The sequence below is a fragment of the Bradyrhizobium sp. i1.15.2 genome (genome assembly GCF_040548425.1).
In the GTDB taxonomy this organism is placed as follows: domain Bacteria; phylum Pseudomonadota; class Alphaproteobacteria; order Rhizobiales; family Xanthobacteraceae; genus Bradyrhizobium; species Bradyrhizobium canariense.
On sequence record NZ_JBEPRQ010000017.1, the window covers coordinates 99,120 to 123,094 of the forward strand.

Genomic DNA, 23,975 nt, shown 5'->3' on the forward strand with positions numbered 1-23,975 from the left:
CCGTCGACCGCCTCTGTCGCGTCAGGTCGAAACCGATTCCGTTCCACGCCTCGCGTGCCAACCAGATTTTCCCTCAACACGACTGCCGCCCATGCACTCCACAAGATAGTCCACGAATACTCGGACGCGAGCAGGCATGTTCGGCCCGCCGACGAAGACGGCGTGGAAGATCTCCTTGTCACCAGGATTGAACGGTTCGAGAAGCGGGACCAGGCGCCCCTCCGCGATCGCGTCCCCGAGACTGAAATTGCCGACACGGGCGATGCCGACGCCGTCGAGCGCCAGCTGGCCCAGTGTCTCGCCACTGTTCGCCTCGATGGCGCCTCGCACCTTCAGGGCGAAGTCGACTCCGTCCCGGCGGAACGGCCAAACCGGCTCGGCCCGGCGAAAACTGAAATTCAGGCAATTGTGGTTGTAGAGCTCTTCCGGCGTTTCGGGCACGCCCCAGCGCGCCAGGTAGTCCGGCGAGGCGACGATGGTTCGGCCGTTCTCGCTGAGGCGCCGCGCCGTGAGCGCGCTGTCAGTCAGCGGACCGCCGCGAACCGCCACATCCGCCTGCCCCGCAGCGACGTCAACGATCCCGTCGCCAAGATTGATGTCGACCACGATGTTCGGATAGCGGCGCACGAACTCGCCAAGCAGAGGCACGATGCAAAGACGCCCGTGGGAGACCGCAGCGCTGACCCGGATGCGGCCGCGCGGCGAACCCTGGTCGGAGATCGCCTGCTCGGCTTCGTCGAGATCGGCGAGAATGCGGCGGGCCGCGCTGAGATAGGCGCGGCCTTCCGCGGTCGGCGTCAACGCGCGCGTCGTCCGCAACAGCAAGCGTACGCCGAGCCGCTGCTCGACCCGGTCCAGAGTGCGGCTCACGGCCGACGGCGTCAGTCCAAACGCGCGACCCGCAGCCGAGAAGCTGCCGCCGTCGATGACCGCGCAGAACACTTCCAGTTCCCGGGCACGGTCCGCGGTATCTGCTGCCACCTTTGCGCTCCAGTCAAAAATGCTTGGCCTGGGTAGTAGCTAATCCCAACGATCTTCCTCGTCTAGCTTTGCGTCTACGAAAAAGGCCAACACAGGAGATCGCCCATGAACGTCCCCGACCAGCTTCGCCGGTTTGCCCTCACCGGAGCCGCGCTCGCCATCCTGGCCGGCACCGCCGCCGCGTCAGCGGCCGACGGGCCCACGGATTTCCCGAATACCTTCCACACCGAAGAGGTCGCGACCAATGGCACCACCCTCCACGTCCGGGTCGGCGGGTCTGGACCGACGGTCGTGCTGCTGCATGGCTATGGCGAGACCGGAGACATGTGGGCGCCGCTCGCGACGAACCTTGCTCGCAATCACACGGTGATCGTGCCCGATCTGCGGGGCATGGGCCTTTCCGCCCGCGCCGAGGCCGGTTTCGAGAAGGTCAATCAGGCGGAAGACATCGTCGGCGTGATGAACACGCTGCAAGCGCCGCGCGCTGACATCGTGGCGCACGACATCGGCAACATGGTCGCGTTCGCTCTGGCCTCACGGCACGCCGGGCGGGTGACGAACCTGGTGCTGATGGATGCGCCGGTGCCGGGCGTCGGGCCGTGGGAAGATATCCTGAAGAACCCGTTGCTGTGGCACTTCCGGTTCGGCGGGCCGGATATGGAGCGCCTGGTGGCCGGCCGCGAGCGGATCTATCTCGACCGGTTCTGGAACGACTTCTCGGCCAATCCGGCCAATTTCCCGGAGGCGTCCCGAGCCCACTACGCGCAGCTTTACGCCGCGCCGGGGCGCATGCACGCCGGCTTCCGCCAGTTCGCCGCCTTCGATCAGGACGCGATCGACAACCGCGCCTGGCTCTCGGCGCACGGCAAGCTGCTCATGCCGGTTCTCGCGGTCGGTGGCGCCGCATCCTTCGGGCCGGCAATGGCGGCGGTGATGCAGGCCGGCGCGATCGACGTGCAGGAGCGGGTCATCGCAGGCTCCGGTCACTGGCTGATGGAGGAGCAACCCGCGGCTACGTCGGCCGCGATCGAGGCCTTCCTCAACGAACGGCCCGTCGCCGCGGAGAATGGGCACCTGGGTCAGACCGCTCTGACGCTGGAGCAGACGCAGGCAATGCCGCAGTCCGGCGCAGGCGCCGGCACCTCCGGAGTGCCTGCTATCCGTACCGTGCTGCTCTCGGGCGACCCCGCCAAGGCCGGCCCGTATGTGCTCGAAATTCACGTGCCGCCGAACACCGCGATCGCACCGCACACCCACCGCGACGACCGCTTCGCCACGGTGATCTCCGGCACCTGGTACTTCGGTTACGGCAGCAAGGTTTCCGACGCGCCGGTCAAGCCATTGACGGCAGGCGGCCTCTACACCGAGCCCGGCGGCGTTGCGCACTTCGCCTTCACACGAGCCGAGGGTGCGGTCGTCCGTCTGACCGGGATCGGCCCCAGCGACACGGCTTTCATCCCCCCGCCCGCATCCCACTGACCTGCTCCAGAGCACTTCAGATCCAAAGGAAATTCCGATGACGTCCTTCTCCACCATCCGCGATCCCAAGACTGACCAGCTTTTGACCCCGCATAATGCGGCTTTGGTGATCATCGACTACCAACCGGTTCAGGTCAGCTCGATCCAATCGATGCCCAAGCGGACCCTCGTCGCCAACATCACCGCGGTGGCCAGGACCGCGAAGCTATTCGCCCTGCCGACGGTGATCGCTACCGTGAATGTCGCCACCGGTCGCAACCAACCCACCATCCACCAGATATCGGATGTTTTTCCGGATGTCGTGCCAATCGACCGGACCTCGATCAACGCGTGGGAGGACGCGGACTTCGCCGCCGCAGTCCGCAACACCGGCCGCAAGAAGCTGATCATGACGGCGCTCTGGACCGAGGTGTGCCTCGTGCACCCGGCGCTGGACGCGCTACAGGAGGGTTTCGAAGTCTATCCGGTGGTCGACGCGGTGGGTGGCACCTCCCGCGAGGCGCACGACGCCGGCCTGCTGCGCCTGGTCCAAGCCGGTGCCCAGCCCACCAGCTGGGTGCAGCTGATCTGCGAACTGCAGCGGGACTGGAACCGCGCGGCAACAGTGACCGGCTTTTCGGAGATCCTGTTCGCGGTCGAAGGCCACTGATCATGATCATGGAGACCGTCGACGCTGCGATGATCGAGCGGACCAACGCATCGCAGAAGCCGCCAGTCATCTTCATCCATGGCCTGTGGTCGAAGCCCAGCTCGTGGGACCGATGGGCCGAAATGTTCGAGGCCGCCGGCTATGCTCCGTTGGCGCCCGGGTGGCCGGCGGAGCTGGGCGGCGCCGCGGCACCGGAAACCATCGGCGAGGTCGCGGCGCATTTCGCCCGCATCGCGGGGGCGCTGGACCGCCGCCCGGCGCTGATCGGCCATTCGTTTGGCGGGCTGATCGCGCAGACCCTGGCCGGGCGCGGGCTTTCGGCCGCGACGGTGGCGATCGAACCGGCTCCGTTTCGCGGGGTGCTGGAGCTGCCCGTCTGGACCGAGGCTCCCGTCGACGCCGAGGCCGCCGGGCGTGGACCGCTGCTGACGATCTCCGGCGAGCGCGACCACACCCCGCCATCGGTCACCCGCGCCGCCTACGAACGGCAGAAGCGCAATAAGCACCCTGTTACCGAGTTCGTCCAACTTCCGCGACGCGACCGCTCGCTGCCCATAAACAGCGGCTGGCGGGAGGTGGCGCAGACGGCGCTGACATTCGTGAGACGCTTTCTATGCCTTCTATAGCGTTCAGTCGCTCGTGTTTGAGGGCAGCTCAACTGCAGCTTCTGGCCACGCAGCGGATGGCTCACCAACTTTTCCGCTTCGGTCGCCGCACTCCTTCCTAAAAATGTTCGCCCTCGGTCGACACCAACGCCGCCTGCCCCGCAATCTCATCCGCTCGCCAGCATCGCACCGCGTGCCCATCGGTCCGCGTTTCCAGCGCCGGCCCGGGCTCGCGCCGACACACCGCCTCGGCATACCGGCAGCGCGGGCTGAACGCGCATCCGTTCGGCGGATTGAGCGGATTGGGAAGATCGCCGCCTGTCGTCGCCAGCGGTGCGTGGCGCAGTGGATCGGGGATGGCGGCGATCAGGGCTTGGGTGTAGGGGTGCGCCGGCCGTTCGAAAATCTCGCGCCAGTGGCCGTTCTCGACGATGCGGCCGAGATACATCACGGCGACCTTGTCGCTCATGTGCTCGACGACGCCGAGGTCGTGGCTGATCATGATGTAGGAGAGACCGAGCGTTTCCTTCAATTCCAGCAGCAGATTGATGATCTGGGCGCGGATCGAGACATCGAGCGCCGAGACGGGCTCGTCGCAGATGACGATTTTGGGATTGAGGATCAGGGCGCGGGCGATGCCGATGCGCTGGCGCTGGCCGCCTGAGAATTCATGCGGGTAGCGGTCGGCCTGCTCCGGCCGCAGGCCTACATGCCGCAGCATCTTCGCGACGCGGTCCTCGATCTCGCTCTTGGCCGTGACGCCATGCACACGCAGGGGATCTTCCAGCGTGCGGCGAACGGTCTGGCGTGGATTGAGCGAGGCGTAGGGATCCTGAAACACGATCTGCACGATGCGGGCCAGCGCCTTGCGATCGCCGGATGGCCTGTTCGTCACGTCCTGTCCGTCCAGCACGATGCGGCCGCGCGTCGGCGTCACGAGACCAAGGATCGACAATGCGACTGTTGACTTGCCGGAGCCGGACTCGCCGACGAGGCCGAGGCATTCGCCGCGCTTCAGGGTGAGATCGACGCCGTCGACGGCACGGAGCAGCCGACGGCCTCGCCCCAGCAGGCCGCCGCCGAGCGGAAAATGGACCGCGAGATCCCTGACGCTGAGAATGACATCGTCGTCCGGCCGCGTCTCACCCAACCTGTCTTGCGGCTCATGCATGGTGATGACACCTGACCAGACCGCCGGCCTCCAGCAAATCCGCACCCGGCGCGGTGGTCCGGCAAATATCGGTCGCCTGTGCGCAGCGCGGATTGAACCGGCAGCCGTCGGGGAAATTGGTGATGGCCGGGACGACGCCCGCGATCTCCGTCAGCCGGGTGCGGCCAAGCGCGGCGCGACTGCCGAGCCGCGGCAGCGAGGCAACCAGGCCCCGCGTATAGGGGTGCGAGGGTGCCCGGAAAATATCGGCCGAGCCGCGCTCCTCGACGATGCGGCCGGCATACATCACAGCCACGCGGCGACAGACATTGGCAACCAGCCCCAGATCGTGGCTGATCATCAGGATTGCGGTTCCCCGCTCGGCGCACAGATTCCGCATCAGCTCAATGATTTCGGCTTGCACGGTGACGTCGAGTGCGGTTGTCGGCTCGTCGGCGATCAGGAGATCCGGACCGCAGGCGAGCGCGATGGCGATCATCACGCGCTGACGCATGCCGCCGGACAGCTGGTGCGGGTAATCGTTCACGCGCCGCTCCGGCGCGGGAACGCGGACGCTCGCAAGCGCCTCGACCGCGAGTCTGTCGGCTTCCCGCCAGCTCTTGCCCTTGTGCAGCACGAACATCTCGGCGATCTGTCGGCCCACCGGCGAGACCGGGTTCAGCGCCGTCATCGGCTCCTGGAAGATCATGGCGATGCGATTGCCGCGCAGATCCCGTTGCCGGCCGGCTGAAAGGTGCTGGATCTCGCGCCCCTCGAACCGGATGACGCCGCCGCCGATCGACAAAGGCTGCCGCAACAGACCAATCAAGGCGAGCGCGGTGATGCTCTTGCCGCAGCCGGATTCGCCGACGAGGCCGAAGGTCTCGCCGCGATCGATGCGGAATGAAATACCCTCGGCCGCCGCAACGCGCTGCGTTCCATCGTCGAGATCGATACGCAGATCCTCGACTTCGATCAGCGGCGCGCCGGTCATGTGCGCCGGCTCCGCGATTGTGGATCGAGAATGTCGCGCAGGCCGTCGCCGAGCAGATTGAGGCCGAGCACCGTCAGGAAGATGGCAAGGCCGGGAAACACCGAGAGCCACGGCGCCGTCGTGATCTGATCGCGGGCATCCGACAACATGCTGCCCCAGCTCGGGAACGGCGGGCGGACGCCGAGGCCGAGGAACGACAATGCGGCTTCCGACAAGACCGCGCTGCCCATGCCGAGCGTGCCGATGACGACGATCGGCCCCAACATGTTCGGCAGCAGCTGGGTGATCATGATGCGCAGATCGCCGTAGCCGAGCACGGTCGCGGCCTGCACATAGCCCTGGCTCCTCAGCGACAGCGCCGAGGCCCGCGCGATCCGGCACGTGAAGGACCAGTTGGTCAAGCCGAGTGCGATCAGAAGGCTGGTCAGGCCGGGGCCAAGCACCGCCATGATGGCCAGCGCGAAGATCAGCGAGGGAATCGCGAGCATGAGATTGGTCAGGCCGTTGACGACATCGTCCCACCAGCCGCCCCAATAGCCGGCGCTCAGGCCCAGCGCCACGCCGATGACGCTGTTGATGAGCTGCGAGACGATGCCGACCGTCAGCGAAACGCGCGCGCCATAGACGACGCGGGAATAGATGTCGCGGCCCTGGTCGTCGGTGCCGAACCACCAGGTCCAGCTCGGAGGCTCTTCCGCGTTGAGCAGATTGGCGTCCAGGACGGGATCGGTATGCGCCAGCCAGGGCGCGAGCAGGCCGGCCAGGATCGCAAGCGCGAACAGCGCGCCACCGATGATGAGATTGGCGCGGAGCTTCATGCGTATCTGATCCTGGGATCGATCACGCCATAGAGCACGTCGATCAGCAGATTGATGGCGAGAAAGGACAGCACCACGACGAGAATGGAGCCCTGCACGGCCGGAATGTCGCGCTGCAGGACACTGTCGACCAGCAGCGAGCCGATGCCCGGCCAGGAATACAATTTCTCGACCACGACCGCCTGCCCCATCAGCCCGCCGAACTGCAGGCCGACGGTGGTGAGAATGATGACAAGCGCGTTGCGCATCACATGCCACTTCACGACCCGGGTCTCGCTCATGCCCTTGGAGCGCGCGGTGCGAACGAAATCCGCGGTCATGATCTCGAGCACGGCGGCGCGTGTCGTCCGGGCGAACAGCGCCATCGGCGAGACGCCGAGCGTCACGGCAGGCAGGATCAGATATTTCAGAGCGCCATCGCCATAGCCGAAACTCGGCAGCCAGCCGAGCTTCAACGCAAACAAATACATCAGCACCAGTCCGAGCCAAAATTTGGCGATCGAAAGTCCTGACACCGCCACGACCATGGCCAGCGTGTCGACGATGCCCCCCGGCTTCAGCGCGGCGATGAAACCCAGGGGTACCCCTATCACGACAGAAAACACCATGGCGGTGAAGATGAGCTGGAGCGTCGGCCATATCCGTTTGGCGATCATGAACGTCACAGGCTCGCGCGTGCGGAACGACGTTCCGAAATCACCGGTCGCAAGCTTGGCGATGTAGGTGCCGAAGCGGATATAGACGGGATCGTCGAGGCCGAGCTGCTTCTTCATGCGCAGCTCGACCTGCGGATCGGCATCGTCGCTCATGGACGAGACGATGCTGCCGGGAACGACGCTGAACAGCACGAACACCAGAGCCACCACCGCGAGCACGGTCGGAATGGTCTGCAGCAGGCGGCGGAACAGGAAGGAGAGCATCGGCAGTTTTCCTCTCTCCCTCCGTCGTTCATCTCGACGGAGGGAGCGCGAGAGCGTGTGTCACTTCGCGGGCGAGCTCTCGTCGACCCAGAGGTCTTCGACGTTCTGATGGGTGAGTTCCGTCGCGTTCAGCTGAATTCCCTTGAGCCACGGCTGCACCGCCATGACCGCCTTGTTGTAGTTGAAGAACCAGACCGGCGCCTCCTCGTAGAGGAGCGCGTTGGCCTTTTGCAGCAGCTGGGTACGCTTTGCAGCGTCATCGGACTGTCCGGCCTCGTCGATCAGCTTGTCGAACTCGGGATTCTTGAAGTTCATGTAGTTGCAGGCTGATTGCGGCGTCGCCGAGTGGAAGCATTTGAGGGCGGCCTGGGGATCTGGTCCGGTCGCCTGCGAGTAGATGAAGGCCTGGTAGTCGCCGCTGCGAACCACCTCCGCCAGCACCGCGGTCTCGACCTGCTTGACCTTGGCCTTGATGCCCACCCGGTCCAGCATCGGGATCACGGCCGAGACGATCGGCAGACCCCAGCTCTCGTTCTGGCTGGTGGTCCATTCGAATTCGAAGCCCGTGGGATAGCCGGCGTCAGCGAGCAGCTGCTTGGCCTTGGCGGGATCGAAGGCATAGGGCTTCATGGCCTTGTCGTAGGCGGGAGAGGTCAGCGGCAGCCAGCTGGTGGCCCGGTAGGCCTTGCCCTTGACCAGCTTGTTGATGATCAGGTCAGTGTCGATCGCGTAGTTGATCGCCTGCCGGACCCGCTTGTCGGCGAACGGCTTGAACGCGGGATTCATCCCCATGTAGCGGGTGAAGACCTCGGCGACTTCGACGACGGTGCCCTTGAGGTCGGCGTCGTTCTGATAGGCGACATATTGCGCCGGTCCCAGCACCGAGGTGTCGATCTCCTTGTTGCGGAAGGCGACATCGCGTGCCGCGGCCTCGCCCATGACCGACACGATGATCTTGTCGGCGTAGGGCTTGCCGGCCTTGTAGAACCGGTCCCACCGCTCCAGAACGATGCGCGATCCCGGCACGTGCTCGACGAACTTGAACGGCCCAAGACCGATCGGCTTCTGGAGAAAGCTGTCCTTGGCGGCTTCGTCGGCGGGATAGATCGACGTGATCGCGTTCCAGAAGTAGAAACCCGGATCGACTTTCTCGGTCAGCTTCATCTCGATTGTAAAGTCGTCGATTTTCTTCAGGCCGGAGATCTCCTTGGCCTGCCCCTTCTCGACCGCCGCCGCGCCCTCGATCACGCGGACATAACGCGCGCCGGGATAAGCCTTGGTGCCGTCCATGATGCGGTTGTAGGTCCAGATGACGTCGTCGGCCGTCATCTTGCGGCCGTTGTGGAAATAGGCGTCGTCGCGCAGCTTGAAGGTGTGAACGAGACCGCCGCCCGAGATCACATCTTCCTTGGCAAGCTCCAGAACCGGCTTGCCTTCCGCGGAATTCCAGATGTAGAGCGACCGGTGCAACGCCTTGGCGTAGATCTCGTCCTGGGCGCGCTGCGTGGTAAGAATGTCCAGGCTGGTGAAACTCGAGCCATAAGGCGCGGTCATGCGGATGGTTCCGCCCTTGCGCGGCGTCTGGGCCTCCGCCGAGGCGACGAGCGCCAGTCCCAAACCCGCGACGATCGCCACTATCCTGAACATCATGGTCCCTCCGACAACGCAAGCCGTGCTCTGGTCCGAGAGTTGATCATCCGCGGCACGTCGAGCGCAAGCGCCTTGAAGGGGTTGACGTATGCGCGGGTCGCGCCGATTTGCGAGGACGCCCGCTAGAACTCCGGCTGCCAGTCGCGCAATTTTCGCGCTGCGGCGGTGACGTCCGCGATGGTCGGAAACGCCCCCGTCTCCAGCATCATCGTCCTTGCCAGCCGCACGGCGCGTGCTTCGCTGATCGCGCGCCGGCGCGGATCCTCGATCAGCTCGAAATCGATATTGTGGGCGAGACCGAAGATGCGGCGGATGGTTTTTGCCGCGGCGAAGCCGACCGTGTCCGCAAACAGCCGCTGCATGTAGGCCTGCCGCTCGGCCTCCAGTCGTGCCGCGCCTGTCTCGCCGGCGAAGAGCGAGGCGGGATAGGCATCGCCTGCGGCGCCGGCGCGCCAGAGCTCGAGGAACTTGCGCGCGAACGCGTTCCAGACGTTCTCGACCGTCTCCAGCACCCAGGCCTCGAACGCACGCCGCTCGCCCGGCGAGCGCTCGTGACCGGCGGAGGCAAAATAAGCCATCAGGAGGTTCGCCAGCACCGCGCCGACGTCGAAACCCATCGGGCCGTAGAATGCGAATTCGGGGTCGATCACCCGCGTCTCGCCGTCCGTGACCATGATCGAGCCGGTGTGCAGGTCGCCGTGGAGCAGCGCCTCGGGGCTGGCCATGAACTTCAGCTTCAGCCGGGAGATCGCGACATGCAGGTCCATGTCCTCGCGGAGCTCTGCGGCGAGCGCATCGAGATAGGGCGCGGTCCAGCGGTTCTGCTCGGCGATGCGGTAGGGATCGGTGAAGATCAGATCCTCAGTGATCTTGCACAGTGCATGGTTGCCGGCGAAGGCTGCGATGGCTTGCTTCTTTTCGGCCGCCGACAGCGCGAGGTCGGAGGTGAAGAACAAGGTCCGCGCCATGAAGGTGGTGATGTCATCGACAAAGCGCGGGTACTGAGTCCCCGCAACCATCCCCTTGCGCATGATGATGTGGGGCTCGAGCAGCTCCATCACTGTCAGCGCCAAGGCCTCGTTGTGATGCAGCAGCGCCGGCACGAGGCCGGGCGCGAGCTCGGCCTGCCGCGACAAAGCGAGATATTCGTAATGAGCCCGGGACAGCGGCAGTGGCCAGCTTTCGCCGACGAGGCGGACATAGGGCAGCGCCTGCTTGACGGCGACGCCGCCGCGGCCGCCCTTGACGATGAAGACGAGATTGAGATTGCCGTCGCCGACTTCGGTGATCGACCAGGAGGCCGGCTCGCCACCGAGGGTCCCTGCGAGGTCCGGAACGCCTGCGAGATAATCCCGCAAGTCAGCCTCATGCAGAATCCGATAATCCCCTGCCCCGTCTCCGGTCATGACGATCCCATCCCATCTAGGGGCCGGATCGTTACTCCCGCTCCAGGAAGCTCGAGCCGATCTCGGCCTTTCTTTTGATCGGATCGTAATCACAATAGACGCTGTCCGCCACCAGCGTGTAGCTGGCGCTGACGGTGTATTTGTCTGTTTTGACCGAGTTCAGGCCGATCACCGCGGTGCTCTTGCCGCCGTTCCATTTGAACGGCGTCGAGCTCTTGGCCTGCTCGCAGGCGATCACGGCCTCGTTGAAAACGTAGCCCTCGACAAACGCCTTCAGGGTGCGCACCTGCACGGCCATCTTCCACTCGAAATAGCCGATGGCACCGAGGCCGGCGACGATCAGCACCAGAAGCGCGACGACGATCCTCTGAAAAGTCATTGGTCCCCCAACAAAGCCAACCACGAAATCCTAAAACGGCATGCCCATCAATTTCGACAGGCGTTCGATCGAGAGATAACCGGCGTGATAGGCGACCATGGCGATCCCGTAGATGATCGCCGAGATGATAGTGGTCCAGATCAGCTTGCTCCTCATCCGCGTCAGGATCGGCGCGCCGGGGTCGCTGCCCGGCACTCCGACGCCGTCCTCGTGCTGGCTGCGCACGCCGAACGGCAGCGTCAGGAACAGCGCGATCCACCAGATGACGAAGTAGATCGCGATTGCCGTTGAGATCTGGATGGCCATGGCTTCGGCCTATGCCTGCTCGATTTCGACCAGCGCGCCGGAAAAGTCCTTCGGGTGCAGGAACAGCACCGGCTTGCCATGGGCGCCGATCTTCGGCACGCCGTCGCCGAGCACCCTTGCGCCCTCCTTCACCAGCGTGTCGCGCGAGGCGATGATGTCGACCACCTCATAGCAGACGTGGTGGATGCCGCCGTCGGCGTTGCGGTCGAGGAACTTTGCGATCGGCGAGGCCTCGCCAAGCGGCTCGATGAACTCGATCTTGGTGTTGGGCAACGTCGCGAACACGGTGGTGACGCCATGCTCGGGCAGCGCGACGGCCTCCGAAATCTGGGCCCCGAATGCGGCGCCATAGATTTTGGCGGCCTTGACGGCGTCCTTGGTCGCGATCGCGACATGATTGAGCCGGCCCAGCATGTTTCTCTCCCGTTACACTGTCAGCACATGTACCAGACAGGGGGGCTTCTTACCCCAATGTTCGTTGATCACCGAACGGACAGCGCGTCGCACAGATTCAGCCAGCGCATCCGCGTCGCGACGGCGCGCCTTCGGCAGACCTTCGATGGTGGAGACCACGGCGTCGAAGACGATGTCGTCGAAGGGCTCGCCCGCTTTGTTCTTCTCGGGGATGCCGATCAGATCGACCTCGGGATCGTCGACGAGTTCACCTTGCTGCGTCATGGCAATGGCGACGAAGGCGCAGCCGGAGAAGGCCATGCGGCGCCGCTCCACCACGGCGCGGGACTTGGAGTCCTCCAGAATCGTGCCGTCCTTGTAGAGACGGCCCGCAGGCACCTGCCCAATGATGCCGGGATCGCCGGGGCCGAGCTTGACGAGGTCGCCGTTGCGGCAGACCAGCACGCGCGGCACGCCGGCGGCACGCGCGAGCTTGGCGTGCTCGTTCAGGTGCAGGGCCTCGCCGTGGACCGGGATCAGGAGCTGCGGCCTGGTCCAGGCGATCATGTCGCGCAATTCGTCGCGGCGGGGATGGCCGGAGACATGGACCAGCTGGTCGCGGTCGGTGATGACCTCCACGCCCTGCAAGACCAGGCCATTGATGATCGCGCCGACCGCCTTCTCGTTGCCGGGAATGGTGCGCGAGGAGAAGATCACGCTGTCGCCGCGGTTGAGCGTGATCTCGGGATGGTCGTCATTGGCGATCCGCGCCAGCGCGGCACGGGGCTCGCCCTGGCTGCCGGTGCAAAGCGCCAGCACCTTGTCCTGCGGCAGATGACCGTAGACCTCGGCGGAGCGGAAACTCTGCACGCCGTCGAGATAGCCGGTCTCGCGGGCGACCTGCACCACGCGTTCCATGGCGCGGCCGACCACGACGACCTCACGGTCGGCGGCCTTCGCAGCGATGGCGACGGCCTTCAGACGCGCGACGTTGGAGGCAAAGGTCGTGACTGCGACGCGGCCCTTGGCGGCCTTGACGAGCTCGGTGATGGACCTGGCAACCTCGGCTTCCGAGGGTGAGCGGCCGTCGCGCACGGCGTTCGTGGAATCGCCGATCAGGGCGAGCAGGCCCGCATCGCCGAGCTCCCGCAGCCGCTTTTCGTCGGTCGGGCGGCCGATGATCGGGGTCGGATCGATCTTCCAGTCGCCGGTGTGCAGCACCGTCCCGACGTCGGTGTGAATCGCCAACGCATGCGACTCCGGAATCGAATGCGCGACCGGAATGAACTCGACGTTGAACGGGCCGATATCGACGCGCCCGCCCGACGGCACCACCGTCACCGGGATCTTCGGCGCATTGCGCTCGGCGGCACACTTGGCCTCGAACAGCGCGGCGCTGAACTGCGTCGCGTAGATCGGGCATTTCAGCTTCGGCCACAGGTCGATGATGGCGCCGAAATGGTCCTCATGGGCGTGGGTCAGCACCAGCCCCATCAGGTTCTTGCGTTCCTTCTCCAGGAAGCTGACGTCGGGCATGATCAGGTCGATGCCCGGCAGATGCTCCTCGTCGCCGAAGGAGACGCCGAGATCGATCGCCAGCCAGGCCCGCTGCTGGCGGTTGCCGAGGCCGTAGATCGACAAATTCATGCCGATCTCGCCGACGCCGCCGAGCGGTGCAAATACCAGTTCTTCAGGCTTCGCCATCACGCAGCTCCCACGGAGGCGGCCGTGCCGAAGAACACCTCGCCCGCGGCCACCGGCACGCGCCGGCCCTCCGCAGTGCGGACGATCAGGCAGCCGGTGTCGTCGATCGTGTCAAAAATGCCTTCCAGCGTCATCACTCCCGTGTGGATCGCGACCCGCTCGCCGAGGCCGGCGGCGCGCTCCAGCCACAATTTGCGAATTTCGGCAAAGCCGCGGCCATTGTCCCAGATACCGCGGAACTCCACCCAGGCATCGGAGAGCGCCGAGAACAGCTCTTCAGCGCTGATCTGGACGCCGAGCGCGGCCAGTGACACCGCCGGTGTGGGCGTGCCCTCGGGCGCGGCGACGACATTGGTGCCGATGCCGACGACGATGGCAAGGCGGTCGCCGATGGCTTCGGCCTCCAGGCCGATGCCGACCAGCTTCTTGCCGCTGGCCAGCACGTCGTTCGGCCATTTCAGGGTGTAGCGGGGACGGCCCTCGCCAAGGCGCAGTGCCGCCTCCAGGCTGACCTTCTCCAGGGCGGCCTCCTCGGCCAGCCCGGCCGCAAAGCCGATCGTCGCGGCGACGGAAGGGGCGACGTCGAGGACTTCGAGGACGCTGGCGGCAAGGTTGCCCTTTGGCGCGATCCAGGCGCGCTGGCGGCGGCCACGGCCGGCGGTCTGCTCCGACGTCACGAACCACATCGGGCCACGTTCGCCGCGCCTCGCGTGCTCGATCGCCTCGGTATTGGTCGAGCCGGTCCGTTCGAAAGCTGCGAGCTTGTAGCCCGCCGACGCCGCACGAGGACCGAGCGCGAATGCCATCCTAGAACAGCGACTTGGCCGCGGCGGAGGCGACGCTCACCACCGGGCCCGCGAACAGGGCGAAGAGGATGTTGAACAGACCCGCAACCGCCAGCACCGTCTTGACTTCGACGCGCACCGGATCGACCTGCCCGGCCGGCTCGTCGAAATACATCGTCTTGACGATGCTGAGATAGTAGTAGGCGCCGACCACGCTGGTCAGCACGCCGATAACGGCGAGCGTGAACAAATTCGCCTTGATGGCGGCGACGAAGACGTACCATTTGGCGAAGAAGCCGGCCAGCGGCGGGATGCCGGCGAGCGAGAACAGCAGCATCGCGAACATGAAGGCGAGCAGCGGATTGGTCCGCGAGAGACCCGCGAAATCGCTGATCTGCTCGACCGGCTGGCCGTTGCGCTTCATCGCCAGGATGATGGCGAAGGAGCCCAGCGTCATCGCGACATAGATCACGATGTACATCAGCACGCCCTGCGCGCCCTCGACCGTGCCTGCGGCGAGGCCGACCAGGGCAAAGCCCATATGGCCGATCGAGGAATAGGCCATCAGGCGCTTGATGTTGCTCTGCCCGATCGCGGCGAACGAACCCAGCGCCATCGAGGCGATCGACACGAACACCAGGATCTGCTGCCACTGCGAGACGATCCCCGGGAATGCGGTCAGCGTGACGCGCGTGAAGACCGCGAGCGCGGCCACTTTCGGGGCCGAGGCGAAGAAGGCGGTGACCGGGGTCGGTGCGCCCTCGTAGACGTCGGGTGTCCACATGTGGAACGGCACGGCCGAGACCTTGAAGCAAAGGCCGGCGAGCAGGAAGACCAGGCCGAACACCAGGCCGACATTCGAGATCGTCGCGGCCGCCGCGATGCCGGTGAAGGCGACGGTGCCGGTGAAGCCGTAAATCAGCGAGGAGCCGTAGAGCAGCATGCCCGACGAAAGCGCGCCGAGCACGAAATACTTCAGGCCGGCTTCGGTCGACTTGGCGTTGTCACGGTTCGAGGCCGCCACAACGTAGAGCGCCAGCGACATCAATTCGAGGCCGAGATAGAGCGAGATCAGATCGCCGGCCGAGATCAGCACCATCATGCCGAGCGTCGAGAGCAGCACCAGGATCGCGTATTCGAAGATGCGGCGCGACGGATCCGACAGGAACTCGGTCGACAGCACCAGCGTCACGGCCGAGCCGATCAGAGCCAGGATTTTCATGAAGCGGGCAAAATCATCGACGATGAAGCTACCGCCGAAGGTCACGTGCTTGCCCGCGGGCAGCATGTATTCGAGCACGCCGACCACGATCAGGAGCAGCACCGCAAGCGTCGTGACCGTCTTGGTGGTCTCCTGCCCGCGATAGGCGCCGAGCATCAGGAGTGCCATGGCTCCGACCGCGAGCACGAGCTCGGGCAGCACCGGCGCCAGTTGATAACCTGCAGTCTCAAAGCTCATGGCGATATCCTGACCTGCCCGCTCACTGGAGCAGTGCGGCGGCCTTCACGGCCGTCACAGCGGTGTTGTAATTGTTGACGAGTTGCTGGACCGAGGCCGCCGACATGTCGAGCACCGGCTTCGGATAGATGCCGAACAGGATCGTCAGCGCGATCAGCGGGAACAGCGTCAGGCCCTCCCGGAAGGTGAGATCCTTCATGCTCATCAGCGACGGCTTGACCAGCGCCCCGAAGACGACCTTGCGGTAGAGCCACAGCGCGTAGCAGGCCGACAGGATCACGCCGAAGGTGGCGAAGAACGCGGTCGGGATCGAGACCTTGAAGGTGCCGAGCAGCGTCATGAATTCGCCGACGAAGCCGGAGGTGCCGGGCAGACCGACATTGGCCATGGTGAAGACCATGAAGGTCAGCGCGTAGAGCGGCATCCGGTTGACGAGGCCGCCATAGGCCGCGATGTCGCGGGTGTGCATGCGGTCGTAGACGATGCCGACGCAGAGGAACAGCGCGCCGGAGACGATGCCGTGCGAGATCATCTGGAACACGCCGCCGGCGACGCCCTGCATGGTACCGGCAAAGATACCCATGGTGACGAAGCCCATATGCGCCACCGAGGAGTACGCGATCAGCTTCTTCATGTCCTCCTGCATCAGCGCCACCAGCGAGGTGTAGATGATGGCGATGGTCGAGAGCGTGAACATCAGCGGCGCGAAGTCGTGCGAGGCCAGCGGGAACATCGGCAGCGAGAAACGCAGGAAGCCGTAGCCGCCCATCTTCAGCATGATCGCCGCCAGGACCACCGAGCCTGCGGTCGGCGCCTCGACGTGGGCGTCGGGGAGCCAGGTGTGCACCGGCCACATCGGCATCTTCACCGCGAACGAGGCGAAGAAAGCAAGCCACGCCCAGGTCTGCAGCGAGCGCGGCACGGCGGTGTGCATCAGGGTCGGGATATCGGTGGTGCCGCCGTTCCAGTACAGCGCCATGATGGCGAGCAGCATCAGGACCGAGCCGAGCAGCGTGTAGAGGAAGAACTTGAAGGACGCATAGACCCGGCGCGGACCGCCCCAGACGCCGATGATCAGGAACATCGGGATCAGGCCGCCTTCGAAGAACAGGTAGAACAGCACGAGATCGAGCGCCGAGAAGGTGCCGACCATTAGCGTTTCTAGGATCAGGAACGCCATCATGTATTCGCGGACGCGGTTGGTGATCGCCTTCCAGCTCGCGATGATGCAGAACGGCATGATGGCGGTGGTCAGGATCACCAGCGGCAGCGAAATGCCGTCCACGCCCATGTGGTAGGTGATGCCGGTGGCGAGCCAGTTCGCCTTCTCGACGAACTGAAAGTCGGCGCTCGACGCGTCGAAGCGCATGACCAGGATCACCGACACGGCGAAGGTGATCAGTGTGGTCCACAGCGCGATCCAGCGCGAGTTGCGCCGCGCCGCCTCGTCATCGCCGCGGCTGAGATAGACGATCAGCGCGCCGACCAGCGGCAGGAACGTCGTGACGGATAGAATTGGCCAGGTCGTCATTTACTGGCCTCCAAAGCCGAACATGAACCAGGTGATCAGGCCGGCGGCACCGATCAGCATGGCGAACGCGTAATGGTAGAGATAGCCGGTCTGGATCTTCACGACGTTGCGGGTGACGTCCAGCACGCGGGCCGAGACACCATCGGGGCCGAGGCCGTCGATGATGAAGCCGTCGCCCTTCTTCCAGAGCTGGTAGCCGATCCACTTCGCCGGACGGACGAAGATGATGTCGTAGAGCTCGTCGAAGTACCATTTGTTGAGCAGGAACTTGTACAGCATCGGCTGCGTGTTCGCGAGCTCGACCGGCAGATAAGGCCGGCGGATGTAGAACAGGTACGACACCAGGAAGCCCAGCACCATCATCACCGTCGGCAGGAAGGCGATGGTCTCGGGGATGTGGTGCATCTCCTCGATGATGTGCGGGTTCATCTTCACGGATTCGCGGAAGAACTCCTCGATGCCGTGACCGGCGAACAGCTCCTTGAACGGGAAGCCGGCCAGGATGGAGCCGACCGCGAGCACACCGATCGGAATCAGCATCCAGATCGGCGCTTCATGCGCAGCCTCGTAGTGATGCTCGTCATGCGGCTCGCCGTGGAAGGTCTTGAAGATCAGGCGCCACGAGTAGAACGAGGTCAAGCCGGCCGCGATGACCGTCATCAGGAAGCCGTACATCGCGAATGGATTATGCGAGGCGTAGGCAGACTCGATGATCGCGTCCTTGGAGAAATAGCCGGCGGTCAGTGGGAAGCCGGTGAGCGCGAGTGTGCCGACCACCATCACCGCGTAAGTGTAGGGGATCTTGCGCCACAGGCCGCCCATGTTGCGGATGTCCTGCTCGTGGTGCATCGCGTAAATCACCGAGCCGGAGCCCAAGAACAACAGCGCCTTGAAGAAGGCGTGCGTGAACAAATGGAACATGCCGACCGAATAGGCCCCTGCTCCCATCGCCACGAACATGTAACCGAGCTGCGAACAGGTCGAGTAAGCGACGATGCGCTTGATGTCGTTCTGGACGAGGCCGATGGTCGCCGCGAAGAACGCCGTGGTGGCGCCGAAGAACATCACGACGGCCTGCGCGTTCGGCGCGAGCTCGAATAGCGGCGACAGGCGCGCCACCATGAAGACGCCGGCGGTGACCATGGTCGCGGCGTGGATCAGCGCCGACACCGGGGTCGGGCCTTCCATCGCGTCCGGCAACCAGGTGTGCAGCAGGAACTGCGCCGATTTGCCCATCGCGCCCATGAACAGCAGCAGGCAGGTCAGGGTCAGTGCGTCGGCATGCCAGCCGAGGAAGTCGATGGTCTTGCCGGTCAGGCCGGGCGCAGCATGGAAGATGGTCTCGAAATCGGTCGAGCCGGCCAGCAGGAAGATCGCGAAAATGCCGAGCGCAAAACCAAAGTCGCCGACGCGGTTGACCACGAAGGCCTTGATGGCGGCAGCGTTCGCCGACGGCTTCTGGTACCAGAAACCGATCAAGAGGTAGCTCGCCAGACCCACGCCTTCCCAGCCGAAGAACAGCTGCACGAGGTTGTCCGCGGTCACCAGCATCAGCATGGCGAAGGTGAACAGCGAGAGATAACCGAAGAAGCGCGGCCGGTTCGGGTCCTCGTCCATGTAGCCGATGGAATAGAGGTGCACGAGCGAGGACACGGTGGTCACCACCACCAGCATCACGGCGGTGAGCGTGTCGACCCGCAGCGTCCAGTAGACCTGGAGATCGCCGGAGAGGATCCACGGCAGCAGCGGAATGCGCATGTCATGGTGCATGAAGCCGACATCGACCAGCGTCATCCAGGACAGCGCCGCCGACACGAACAGCAATGCCGTGGTGATCAGCTCGGCGCCGCGCGAGCCCGCCGCGGGCGGCTCGGAGACGTGGTGGTCATCGTGGCCGTCGCCGGGCTCGTGATGTGTCTCGTGGATGACCGACGCATCCTCATTGATCGTGTCGGACGCATGGGCGTGTGCGCCATGGCCGTGATCATCGTGATGCTCGACCGTGTCGCCCGAGGGGTTGCGGGCATGCGCGCCGAAAAGCGCGATCAAGCCGGCCAGAATGGCGCCCAGCAGAGGCAGGAAGACGATTGCCTGGACCATGATTTAATCTTTCCGCATGATCTGGTCGGAAAACCGGTATCCACTTTTCCGGATCATGCGATCAGCCCTTCATCAGATTGACGTCCTCAACCGCGATCGAGCCGCGGTTGCGGAAATAGACCACCAGGATGGCGAGACCGATCGCGGCTTCAGCGGCCGCGACGGTGAGCACCAGGAGCGCGAACACCTGCCCGACGATGTCGCCGAGGAAGGTCGAGAACGCCACGAGGTTGACGTTGACCGCGAGCAGGATCAGCTCGATCGACATCAGGATGACGATGATGTTCTTGCGATTCAGGAAGATGCCGAGGATCCCGAGCGTGAACAGGATCGCGCCGACCGCAAGATAGTGTCCGAGCCCGATCGTCATTTCACCCACTCCGCCGCGTCAGAATCCTGGAGCCCCTGCCCCGGCGTCACCTTGCGTATCGCCATCGCTATTTCGGGCGTGCGCGCGTTCTGAACGTTGATGTCCTGCCGCTTGACGCTCGCCTTGTGCCGCAGCGTCAGCACGATGGCGCCGATCATCGCGACCAGCAGCACCATGCCCGAGAGCTGGAAGTAGTGGATGTACTTGGTATAGAGCACCAGGCCCAGCGCCTCGGTATTGGAGACGTTGGTCGGGATCGCCGCCGTGATCGTCTTGGCGACGCCGGGGTTGATGACCCAGAAGCCGACCGTGAGCAGCAGCTCGAACAGGAAGATGCCGCCGATCACGAGGCCGACCGGGAGGTACTCGATAAAGCCTTCGCGCAGCTCGAGGAAGTCGACGTCGAGCATCATGATCACGAACAGGAACAGCACCGCGACGGCGCCTACATAGACGACGATCAGGATCATCGCGAGGAATTCGGCGCCCATCAACACGAACAGGCCGGAGGCGTTGACGAAGGCCAGGATCAGGTACAGCACGGAGTGCACGGGATTGCGCGAGACAATCACCATCACCGCCGAGGCGACGCAGACGCCGGCGAACAGATAGAAGAACAGCGCGGGAAGGATCATGCTCTCATCTCACCGGTACGGCGCGTCGAGTTCGATCGCTTTCGCGATCTCGCGTTCCCAGCGGTCGCCATTGGCGAGCAGCTTGGCCTTGTCATAGAACAGTTCCTCGCGGGTCTCGGTCGCGAACTCGAAGTTCGGACCTTCGACGATGGCATCGACCGGACAGGCTTCCTGGCAGAGGCCGCAATAGATGCACTTCACCATGTCGATGTCGTAGCGCACGGTCCGGCGGGTGCCGTCGTTGCGGCGCGGACCGGCCTCGATGGTGATGGCCTGGGCCGGGCAAACCGCTTCGCACAGCTTGCAGGCGATGCAGCGCTCTTCACCGTTCGGATAGCGCCGCAGCGCATGCTCGCCGCGGAAGCGTGGCGAGATCGGCCCCTTCTCGAAGGGATAGTTCAGCGTCGGCTTCGGCTGGAAGAAATAGCGCATGGCGAGGAAGAACGCCGAGACGAATTCCGACAGCAGAAGCGAGCGTGCAGTGGCGTTGATGTTGATACCCATGACGGCCCTCACTTCGGCGCGATGCCGGCAAAGTGCAGCACACCGGCCACCACGATCACCATCGCCAGCGACAACGGAAGGAAGACTTTCCAGCCGAGGCGCATCAGTTGATCGTAGCGGTAGCGCGGCACGATCGCCTTGGCCATCGCGAACAGGAAGAACATGAAGAACAGCTTCAGCGAGAACCAGATGATCCCCGGCACCCAATTGAAGGGCGGCAGGTCCACCGGCGGTAGCCAGCCTCCGAGGAACAGGATCGTCGCCATCGCGCACATCGTGGCAATCGCGACATACTCGCCGAGCATGAACAGCAGATACGGCGTCGAGCCGTACTCGACCATGAAGCCGGCGACGAGCTCGGATTCCGCTTCGACGAGGTCGAACGGCGGGCGGTTGGTTTCCGCCAACGCCGAGACGTAGAAGATCACGAACATCGGGAACAGCGGCCAGACGTACCAGTTCAGGATGGTGAGCTGCGGCAGCCCGATCAGGCTGGCGAGGCCGCGGACATGCTGCGCCTCGACCACGGCCGAGAGGTTCAGCGTGCCGGCGCAGAGCAGCACCGTGATGATGACGAAGCCGATCGAGACCTCGTAGGAGACCATCTGCGCCGCCGAGCGCAGCGCCGCGAGGAACGGATATTTCGAGTTCGACGACCAGCCGGCCATGATGATGCCGTAGATCGACAGCGACGAGATCGCGAAGATGAAGAGAACGCCGACATTGATGTCGGAGATCACCCAGCCGAGATTGGTCGGGATCACCGCCCAGGCCGCGAGCGCGAGCACGCATGAGACCAAGGGGGCAAGGAGAAACACGCCCTTGTTGGCGCCGGACGGGATGATCGGCTCCTTCAGCACGAACTTCAGGAGGTCGGCGAAGGATTGCAGCAGGCCCCAGGGACCGACCACGTTCGGGCCGCGGCGGATCTGCACCGCCGCCCAAATCTTGCGGTCGGCGAGCAGGATGTAGGCGATCGCCACCAGCAGGACGACCAGCACCAGGACGCTCTCCGCGATCATGATGATCAGCGGCCAGAGAAACCCGGTCCAGAATGCGCTTTCGAAGAATTCCATCGGCTCACTCCGCTGCGGTCAGCATCTGCCCGGAGGCAAGCCGCGAACACTCCGCCATCACGGCGGACGCACGCGCGATTGGGTTGGTCAAATAGAAGTCCTCGACAAGCGGCTTGAACGGAGCCTTCTCCGTTGTGCCGCCCTTCCCCGCGAGCTTCTTGATCTGATCGGCCGAGCCGGCCTCGATCTGATCGAGACGGATCAGATGCGGCACGGCCTTGAAGATCGCCTGGCGCAGGGCCGAAAGCGAATCATAGCCAAGCTTCTTGCCGAGCGCCTCCGACAGCGCGCGGACAATCGCCCAGTCCTCGCGAGCCTCGCCCGGCGGGAATGCGGCCCGTCCGGTCATCTGCACGCGGCCTTCGGTGTTGACGTAGATCGCCGACTTCTCGGTATAGGCGGCTGCCGGCAGGATCACGTCGGCGCGATGGGCGCCGCGGTCGCCGTGGGTGCCGATATAGACGACGAAGGTGCCGTCCGACGGCTTGATCTCGTCGGCGCCGAGCAGGAACAGCAGATCGAGCGTCCCGAACGTCGTCATCTGCGCCGCGTTCAGCCCGCCCTGACCGGCGACAAAGCCGATGTCGAGCGCACCGACGCGCGAGGCACTCTCATGCAGCACGCCAAAGCCGATCCAGCCGTCCTTGAGCGCGCCGACGTCGAGCGCGAGCTTGGCCGCGGCTGCGAGAATGGCGGCGCCGTCGTGGCGCGAGGCGGCGCCGGCACCGACCAGGATGATCGGGTTCTTGGCGTTCTTCAGCACGTCCATGAAGGAGTGCTTGCCGGCCGCGAGCTCACCGAGCGTCTCGGTGCCCGCGCCGAGGTGATCATAGTCGTAAGTCAGATCGGCCTTGGCGCCGATCACGCCGACCTTGAAACCGCCGGCGCGCCAGCGCTTGCGAATGCGGGCGTTGAACACGGCCGCCTCTTTCCGCGGATTGGCGCCGATGATGAGCAGCGCATCGGCCTGCTCGACGCCGGCGAGCGTCGGATTGAAAATGTAGGAGCCGCGGCCGAGCGCGGGATCGAAGGCATCGCCACCCTGCACCGCCAGATTGGCCGAGCCGTATTTGGCCAGCAAATCCTTCAGCGCGAACATCTCTTCGACGCCGGCGAGATCGCCCGCGATCGCGCCGATCCGCTTGCCGTCGGTGCGGGCCGCCTTGGAGGCGATCGCGGCAAAGGCCTCGGGCCAGCTGGCCGCGCGCAGCTTGCCGGCTTCGCGAATATAGGGCCGGTCGAGGCGCTGCGTGCGCAGGCCGTCGACGACGTGGCGGGTCTTGTCCGAGATCCACTCCTCGTTCACGGCCTCGTTGATGCGCGGCAGGATACGCATCACTTCGCGGCCGCGGGTGTCGACGCGGATCGCAGAGCCCACGCCGTCCATCACGTCGATCGACTGGGTCTTGCCGAGCTCCCACGGGCGCGCGGCGAAGGCATAAGGCTTCGAGGTCAGCGCGCCGACCGGGCAGATGTCGACGAGATTGCCCTGGAGCTCAGACGTCAGCGCGTGCTCGAGATAGGTCGTGATCTCCATGTCCTCGCCGCGGCCGGTCGCGCCCATTTCGGGGGCGCCGGCCACTTCCGCCGAGAAGCGGACGCAGCGGGTGCACTGGATGCAGCGGTTCATCGAGGTCTTGACCAGCGCGCCGAGATATTTGTCCTCGACGGCGCGCTTGTTCTCGGCGAAGCGGCTGGTGTCGACACCATAGCCCATCGCCTGGTCCTGCAGGTCGCACTCGCCGCCCTGGTCGCAGATCGGGCAATCCAGCGGATGGTTGATGAGAAGGAATTCCATCACGCCTTCGCGCGCCTTCTTCACCATCGGCGAACGGGTGGAGATTTCCGGCGGCTCGCCCTTGGGACCCGGACGGCAATCGCGCACGCCCCAGGCGCAGCTCGCGACCGGCTTCGGGCCGCCCTTCACCTCGACGAGGCACATCCGGCAATTGCCGGCGATCGACAGCCGCTCGTGATAGCAGAAGCGCGGAATCTCGGCGCCGGCCGCCTCGCACGCCTGAAGCAGCGTGTATTCGGCGGGGACATCGATCTCTTTACCGTCGATGATGAGCTTGGTCATT

At 64.7% G+C, this 23,975-nt stretch carries 22 protein-coding genes and 1 pseudogene; 3 read left to right on the forward strand and 20 right to left on the reverse strand.

Features of this window, described 5'->3' with window-relative positions:
* Positions 1-21: 21 nt before the first annotated feature.
* Entirely contained in the window at positions 22-981 is a 960-nt protein-coding gene (locus tag ABIB80_RS26230; RefSeq protein ID WP_219682212.1) for a LysR family transcriptional regulator, read from the reverse strand.
* A gap of 105 nt (positions 982-1,086) precedes the next feature.
* Between ABIB80_RS26230 and ABIB80_RS26235 the strand changes: the two are divergent.
* The 3 genes and pseudogenes from ABIB80_RS26235 to ABIB80_RS26245 form a co-directional block, all read left to right on the forward strand.
* A pseudogene (locus tag ABIB80_RS26235) lies at positions 1,087-2,025 on the forward strand (alpha/beta fold hydrolase); the annotation flags it as partial.
* A gap of 472 nt (positions 2,026-2,497) precedes the next feature.
* On the forward strand, positions 2,498-3,109 hold the full coding sequence (locus tag ABIB80_RS26240) for a hydrolase (protein ID WP_354128700.1): 612 nt from the start codon (positions 2,498-2,500) through the stop codon (positions 3,107-3,109).
* A gap of 2 nt (positions 3,110-3,111) precedes the next feature.
* Positions 3,112-3,735 (forward strand): alpha/beta hydrolase, encoded by a 624-nt coding sequence (locus ABIB80_RS26245; protein ID WP_007603583.1) that lies wholly within the window; start codon positions 3,112-3,114, stop codon positions 3,733-3,735.
* 97 nt (positions 3,736-3,832) lie between these two features.
* Here ABIB80_RS26245 and ABIB80_RS26250 read toward each other — a convergent pair whose 3' ends face one another.
* The 19 genes from ABIB80_RS26250 to nuoG all read right to left on the reverse strand — a co-directional run bounded on the left by ABIB80_RS26250 (position 3,833) and on the right by nuoG (position 23,974).
* Complete coding sequence (locus ABIB80_RS26250; RefSeq protein WP_007603582.1) at positions 3,833-4,885, reverse strand: ABC transporter ATP-binding protein; 1,053 nt, start codon at positions 4,883-4,885, stop codon at positions 3,833-3,835.
* Positions 4,878-5,858 (reverse strand): ABC transporter ATP-binding protein, encoded by a 981-nt coding sequence (locus ABIB80_RS26255; protein ID WP_007603581.1) that lies wholly within the window; start codon positions 5,856-5,858, stop codon positions 4,878-4,880. Before ABIB80_RS26255 ends, ABIB80_RS26250 begins: the two co-directional genes overlap by 8 nt.
* Complete coding sequence (locus ABIB80_RS26260) at positions 5,855-6,676, reverse strand: ABC transporter permease (protein WP_354128701.1); 822 nt, start codon at positions 6,674-6,676, stop codon at positions 5,855-5,857. The genes ABIB80_RS26255 and ABIB80_RS26260 overlap by 4 nt, the downstream gene beginning before the upstream one ends.
* On the reverse strand, positions 6,673-7,596 hold the full coding sequence (locus ABIB80_RS26265; protein ID WP_354128702.1) for an ABC transporter permease: 924 nt from the start codon (positions 7,594-7,596) through the stop codon (positions 6,673-6,675). Before ABIB80_RS26265 ends, ABIB80_RS26260 begins: the two co-directional genes overlap by 4 nt.
* A gap of 60 nt (positions 7,597-7,656) precedes the next feature.
* Complete coding sequence (locus ABIB80_RS26270; RefSeq protein WP_088941256.1) at positions 7,657-9,246, reverse strand: ABC transporter substrate-binding protein; 1,590 nt, start codon at positions 9,244-9,246, stop codon at positions 7,657-7,659.
* A gap of 122 nt (positions 9,247-9,368) precedes the next feature.
* Positions 9,369-10,652, reverse strand: a complete 1,284-nt coding sequence (gene mtnK / locus ABIB80_RS26275; RefSeq protein WP_007603577.1) for an S-methyl-5-thioribose kinase — start codon at positions 10,650-10,652, stop codon at positions 9,369-9,371.
* A 31-nt stretch (positions 10,653-10,683) separates the two neighbouring features.
* Positions 10,684-11,031 carry a hypothetical protein gene (locus ABIB80_RS26280; protein ID WP_007603574.1) on the reverse strand — a complete coding sequence of 116 codons (348 nt, stop codon included), beginning with the start codon at positions 11,029-11,031 and terminating at the stop codon, positions 10,684-10,686.
* A gap of 30 nt (positions 11,032-11,061) precedes the next feature.
* Complete coding sequence (locus tag ABIB80_RS26285; RefSeq protein WP_007603573.1) at positions 11,062-11,337, reverse strand: DUF1467 family protein; 276 nt, start codon at positions 11,335-11,337, stop codon at positions 11,062-11,064.
* A 9-nt stretch (positions 11,338-11,346) separates the two neighbouring features.
* Positions 11,347-11,751: a methylmalonyl-CoA epimerase gene (gene mce / locus ABIB80_RS26290; protein ID WP_007603572.1), complete on the reverse strand. Its 405-nt coding sequence runs from the start codon at positions 11,749-11,751 to the stop codon at positions 11,347-11,349.
* Positions 11,752-11,763: 12 nt separating this feature from the next.
* A complete protein-coding gene (locus tag ABIB80_RS26295) occupies positions 11,764-13,434 on the reverse strand; it encodes a ribonuclease J (protein ID WP_007603564.1) in 1,671 nt (556 codons plus the stop codon).
* Positions 13,434-14,240 carry a biotin--[acetyl-CoA-carboxylase] ligase gene (locus tag ABIB80_RS26300; RefSeq protein ID WP_007603563.1) on the reverse strand — a complete coding sequence of 269 codons (807 nt, stop codon included), beginning with the start codon at positions 14,238-14,240 and terminating at the stop codon, positions 13,434-13,436. Before ABIB80_RS26300 ends, ABIB80_RS26295 begins: the two co-directional genes overlap by 1 nt.
* A gap of 1 nt (position 14,241) precedes the next feature.
* Positions 14,242-15,678: an NADH-quinone oxidoreductase subunit NuoN gene (gene nuoN, locus ABIB80_RS26305; protein WP_007603562.1), complete on the reverse strand. Its 1,437-nt coding sequence runs from the start codon at positions 15,676-15,678 to the stop codon at positions 14,242-14,244.
* A gap of 22 nt (positions 15,679-15,700) precedes the next feature.
* Positions 15,701-17,209 carry an NADH-quinone oxidoreductase subunit M gene (locus ABIB80_RS26310; RefSeq protein ID WP_007603561.1) on the reverse strand — a complete coding sequence of 503 codons (1,509 nt, stop codon included), beginning with the start codon at positions 17,207-17,209 and terminating at the stop codon, positions 15,701-15,703.
* Complete coding sequence (nuoL, locus tag ABIB80_RS26315; protein ID WP_007603560.1) at positions 17,210-19,309, reverse strand: NADH-quinone oxidoreductase subunit L; 2,100 nt, start codon at positions 19,307-19,309, stop codon at positions 17,210-17,212.
* 61 nt (positions 19,310-19,370) lie between these two features.
* Entirely contained in the window at positions 19,371-19,679 is a 309-nt protein-coding gene (gene nuoK, locus ABIB80_RS26320; protein WP_007603558.1) for an NADH-quinone oxidoreductase subunit NuoK, read from the reverse strand.
* Complete coding sequence (locus ABIB80_RS26325) at positions 19,676-20,314, reverse strand: NADH-quinone oxidoreductase subunit J (protein ID WP_007603557.1); 639 nt, start codon at positions 20,312-20,314, stop codon at positions 19,676-19,678. The genes nuoK and ABIB80_RS26325 overlap by 4 nt, the downstream gene beginning before the upstream one ends.
* Before the next feature lie 9 nt (positions 20,315-20,323).
* Complete coding sequence (nuoI, locus tag ABIB80_RS26330) at positions 20,324-20,812, reverse strand: NADH-quinone oxidoreductase subunit NuoI (protein ID WP_026232873.1); 489 nt, start codon at positions 20,810-20,812, stop codon at positions 20,324-20,326.
* 14 nt (positions 20,813-20,826) lie between these two features.
* Positions 20,827-21,894 carry an NADH-quinone oxidoreductase subunit NuoH gene (gene nuoH, locus ABIB80_RS26335; protein WP_007603555.1) on the reverse strand — a complete coding sequence of 356 codons (1,068 nt, stop codon included), beginning with the start codon at positions 21,892-21,894 and terminating at the stop codon, positions 20,827-20,829.
* Between the two features lie 4 nt (positions 21,895-21,898).
* Entirely contained in the window at positions 21,899-23,974 is a 2,076-nt protein-coding gene (gene nuoG, locus ABIB80_RS26340; RefSeq protein ID WP_354128703.1) for an NADH-quinone oxidoreductase subunit NuoG, read from the reverse strand.
* Between the last annotated feature and the right edge of the window lies 1 nt (position 23,975).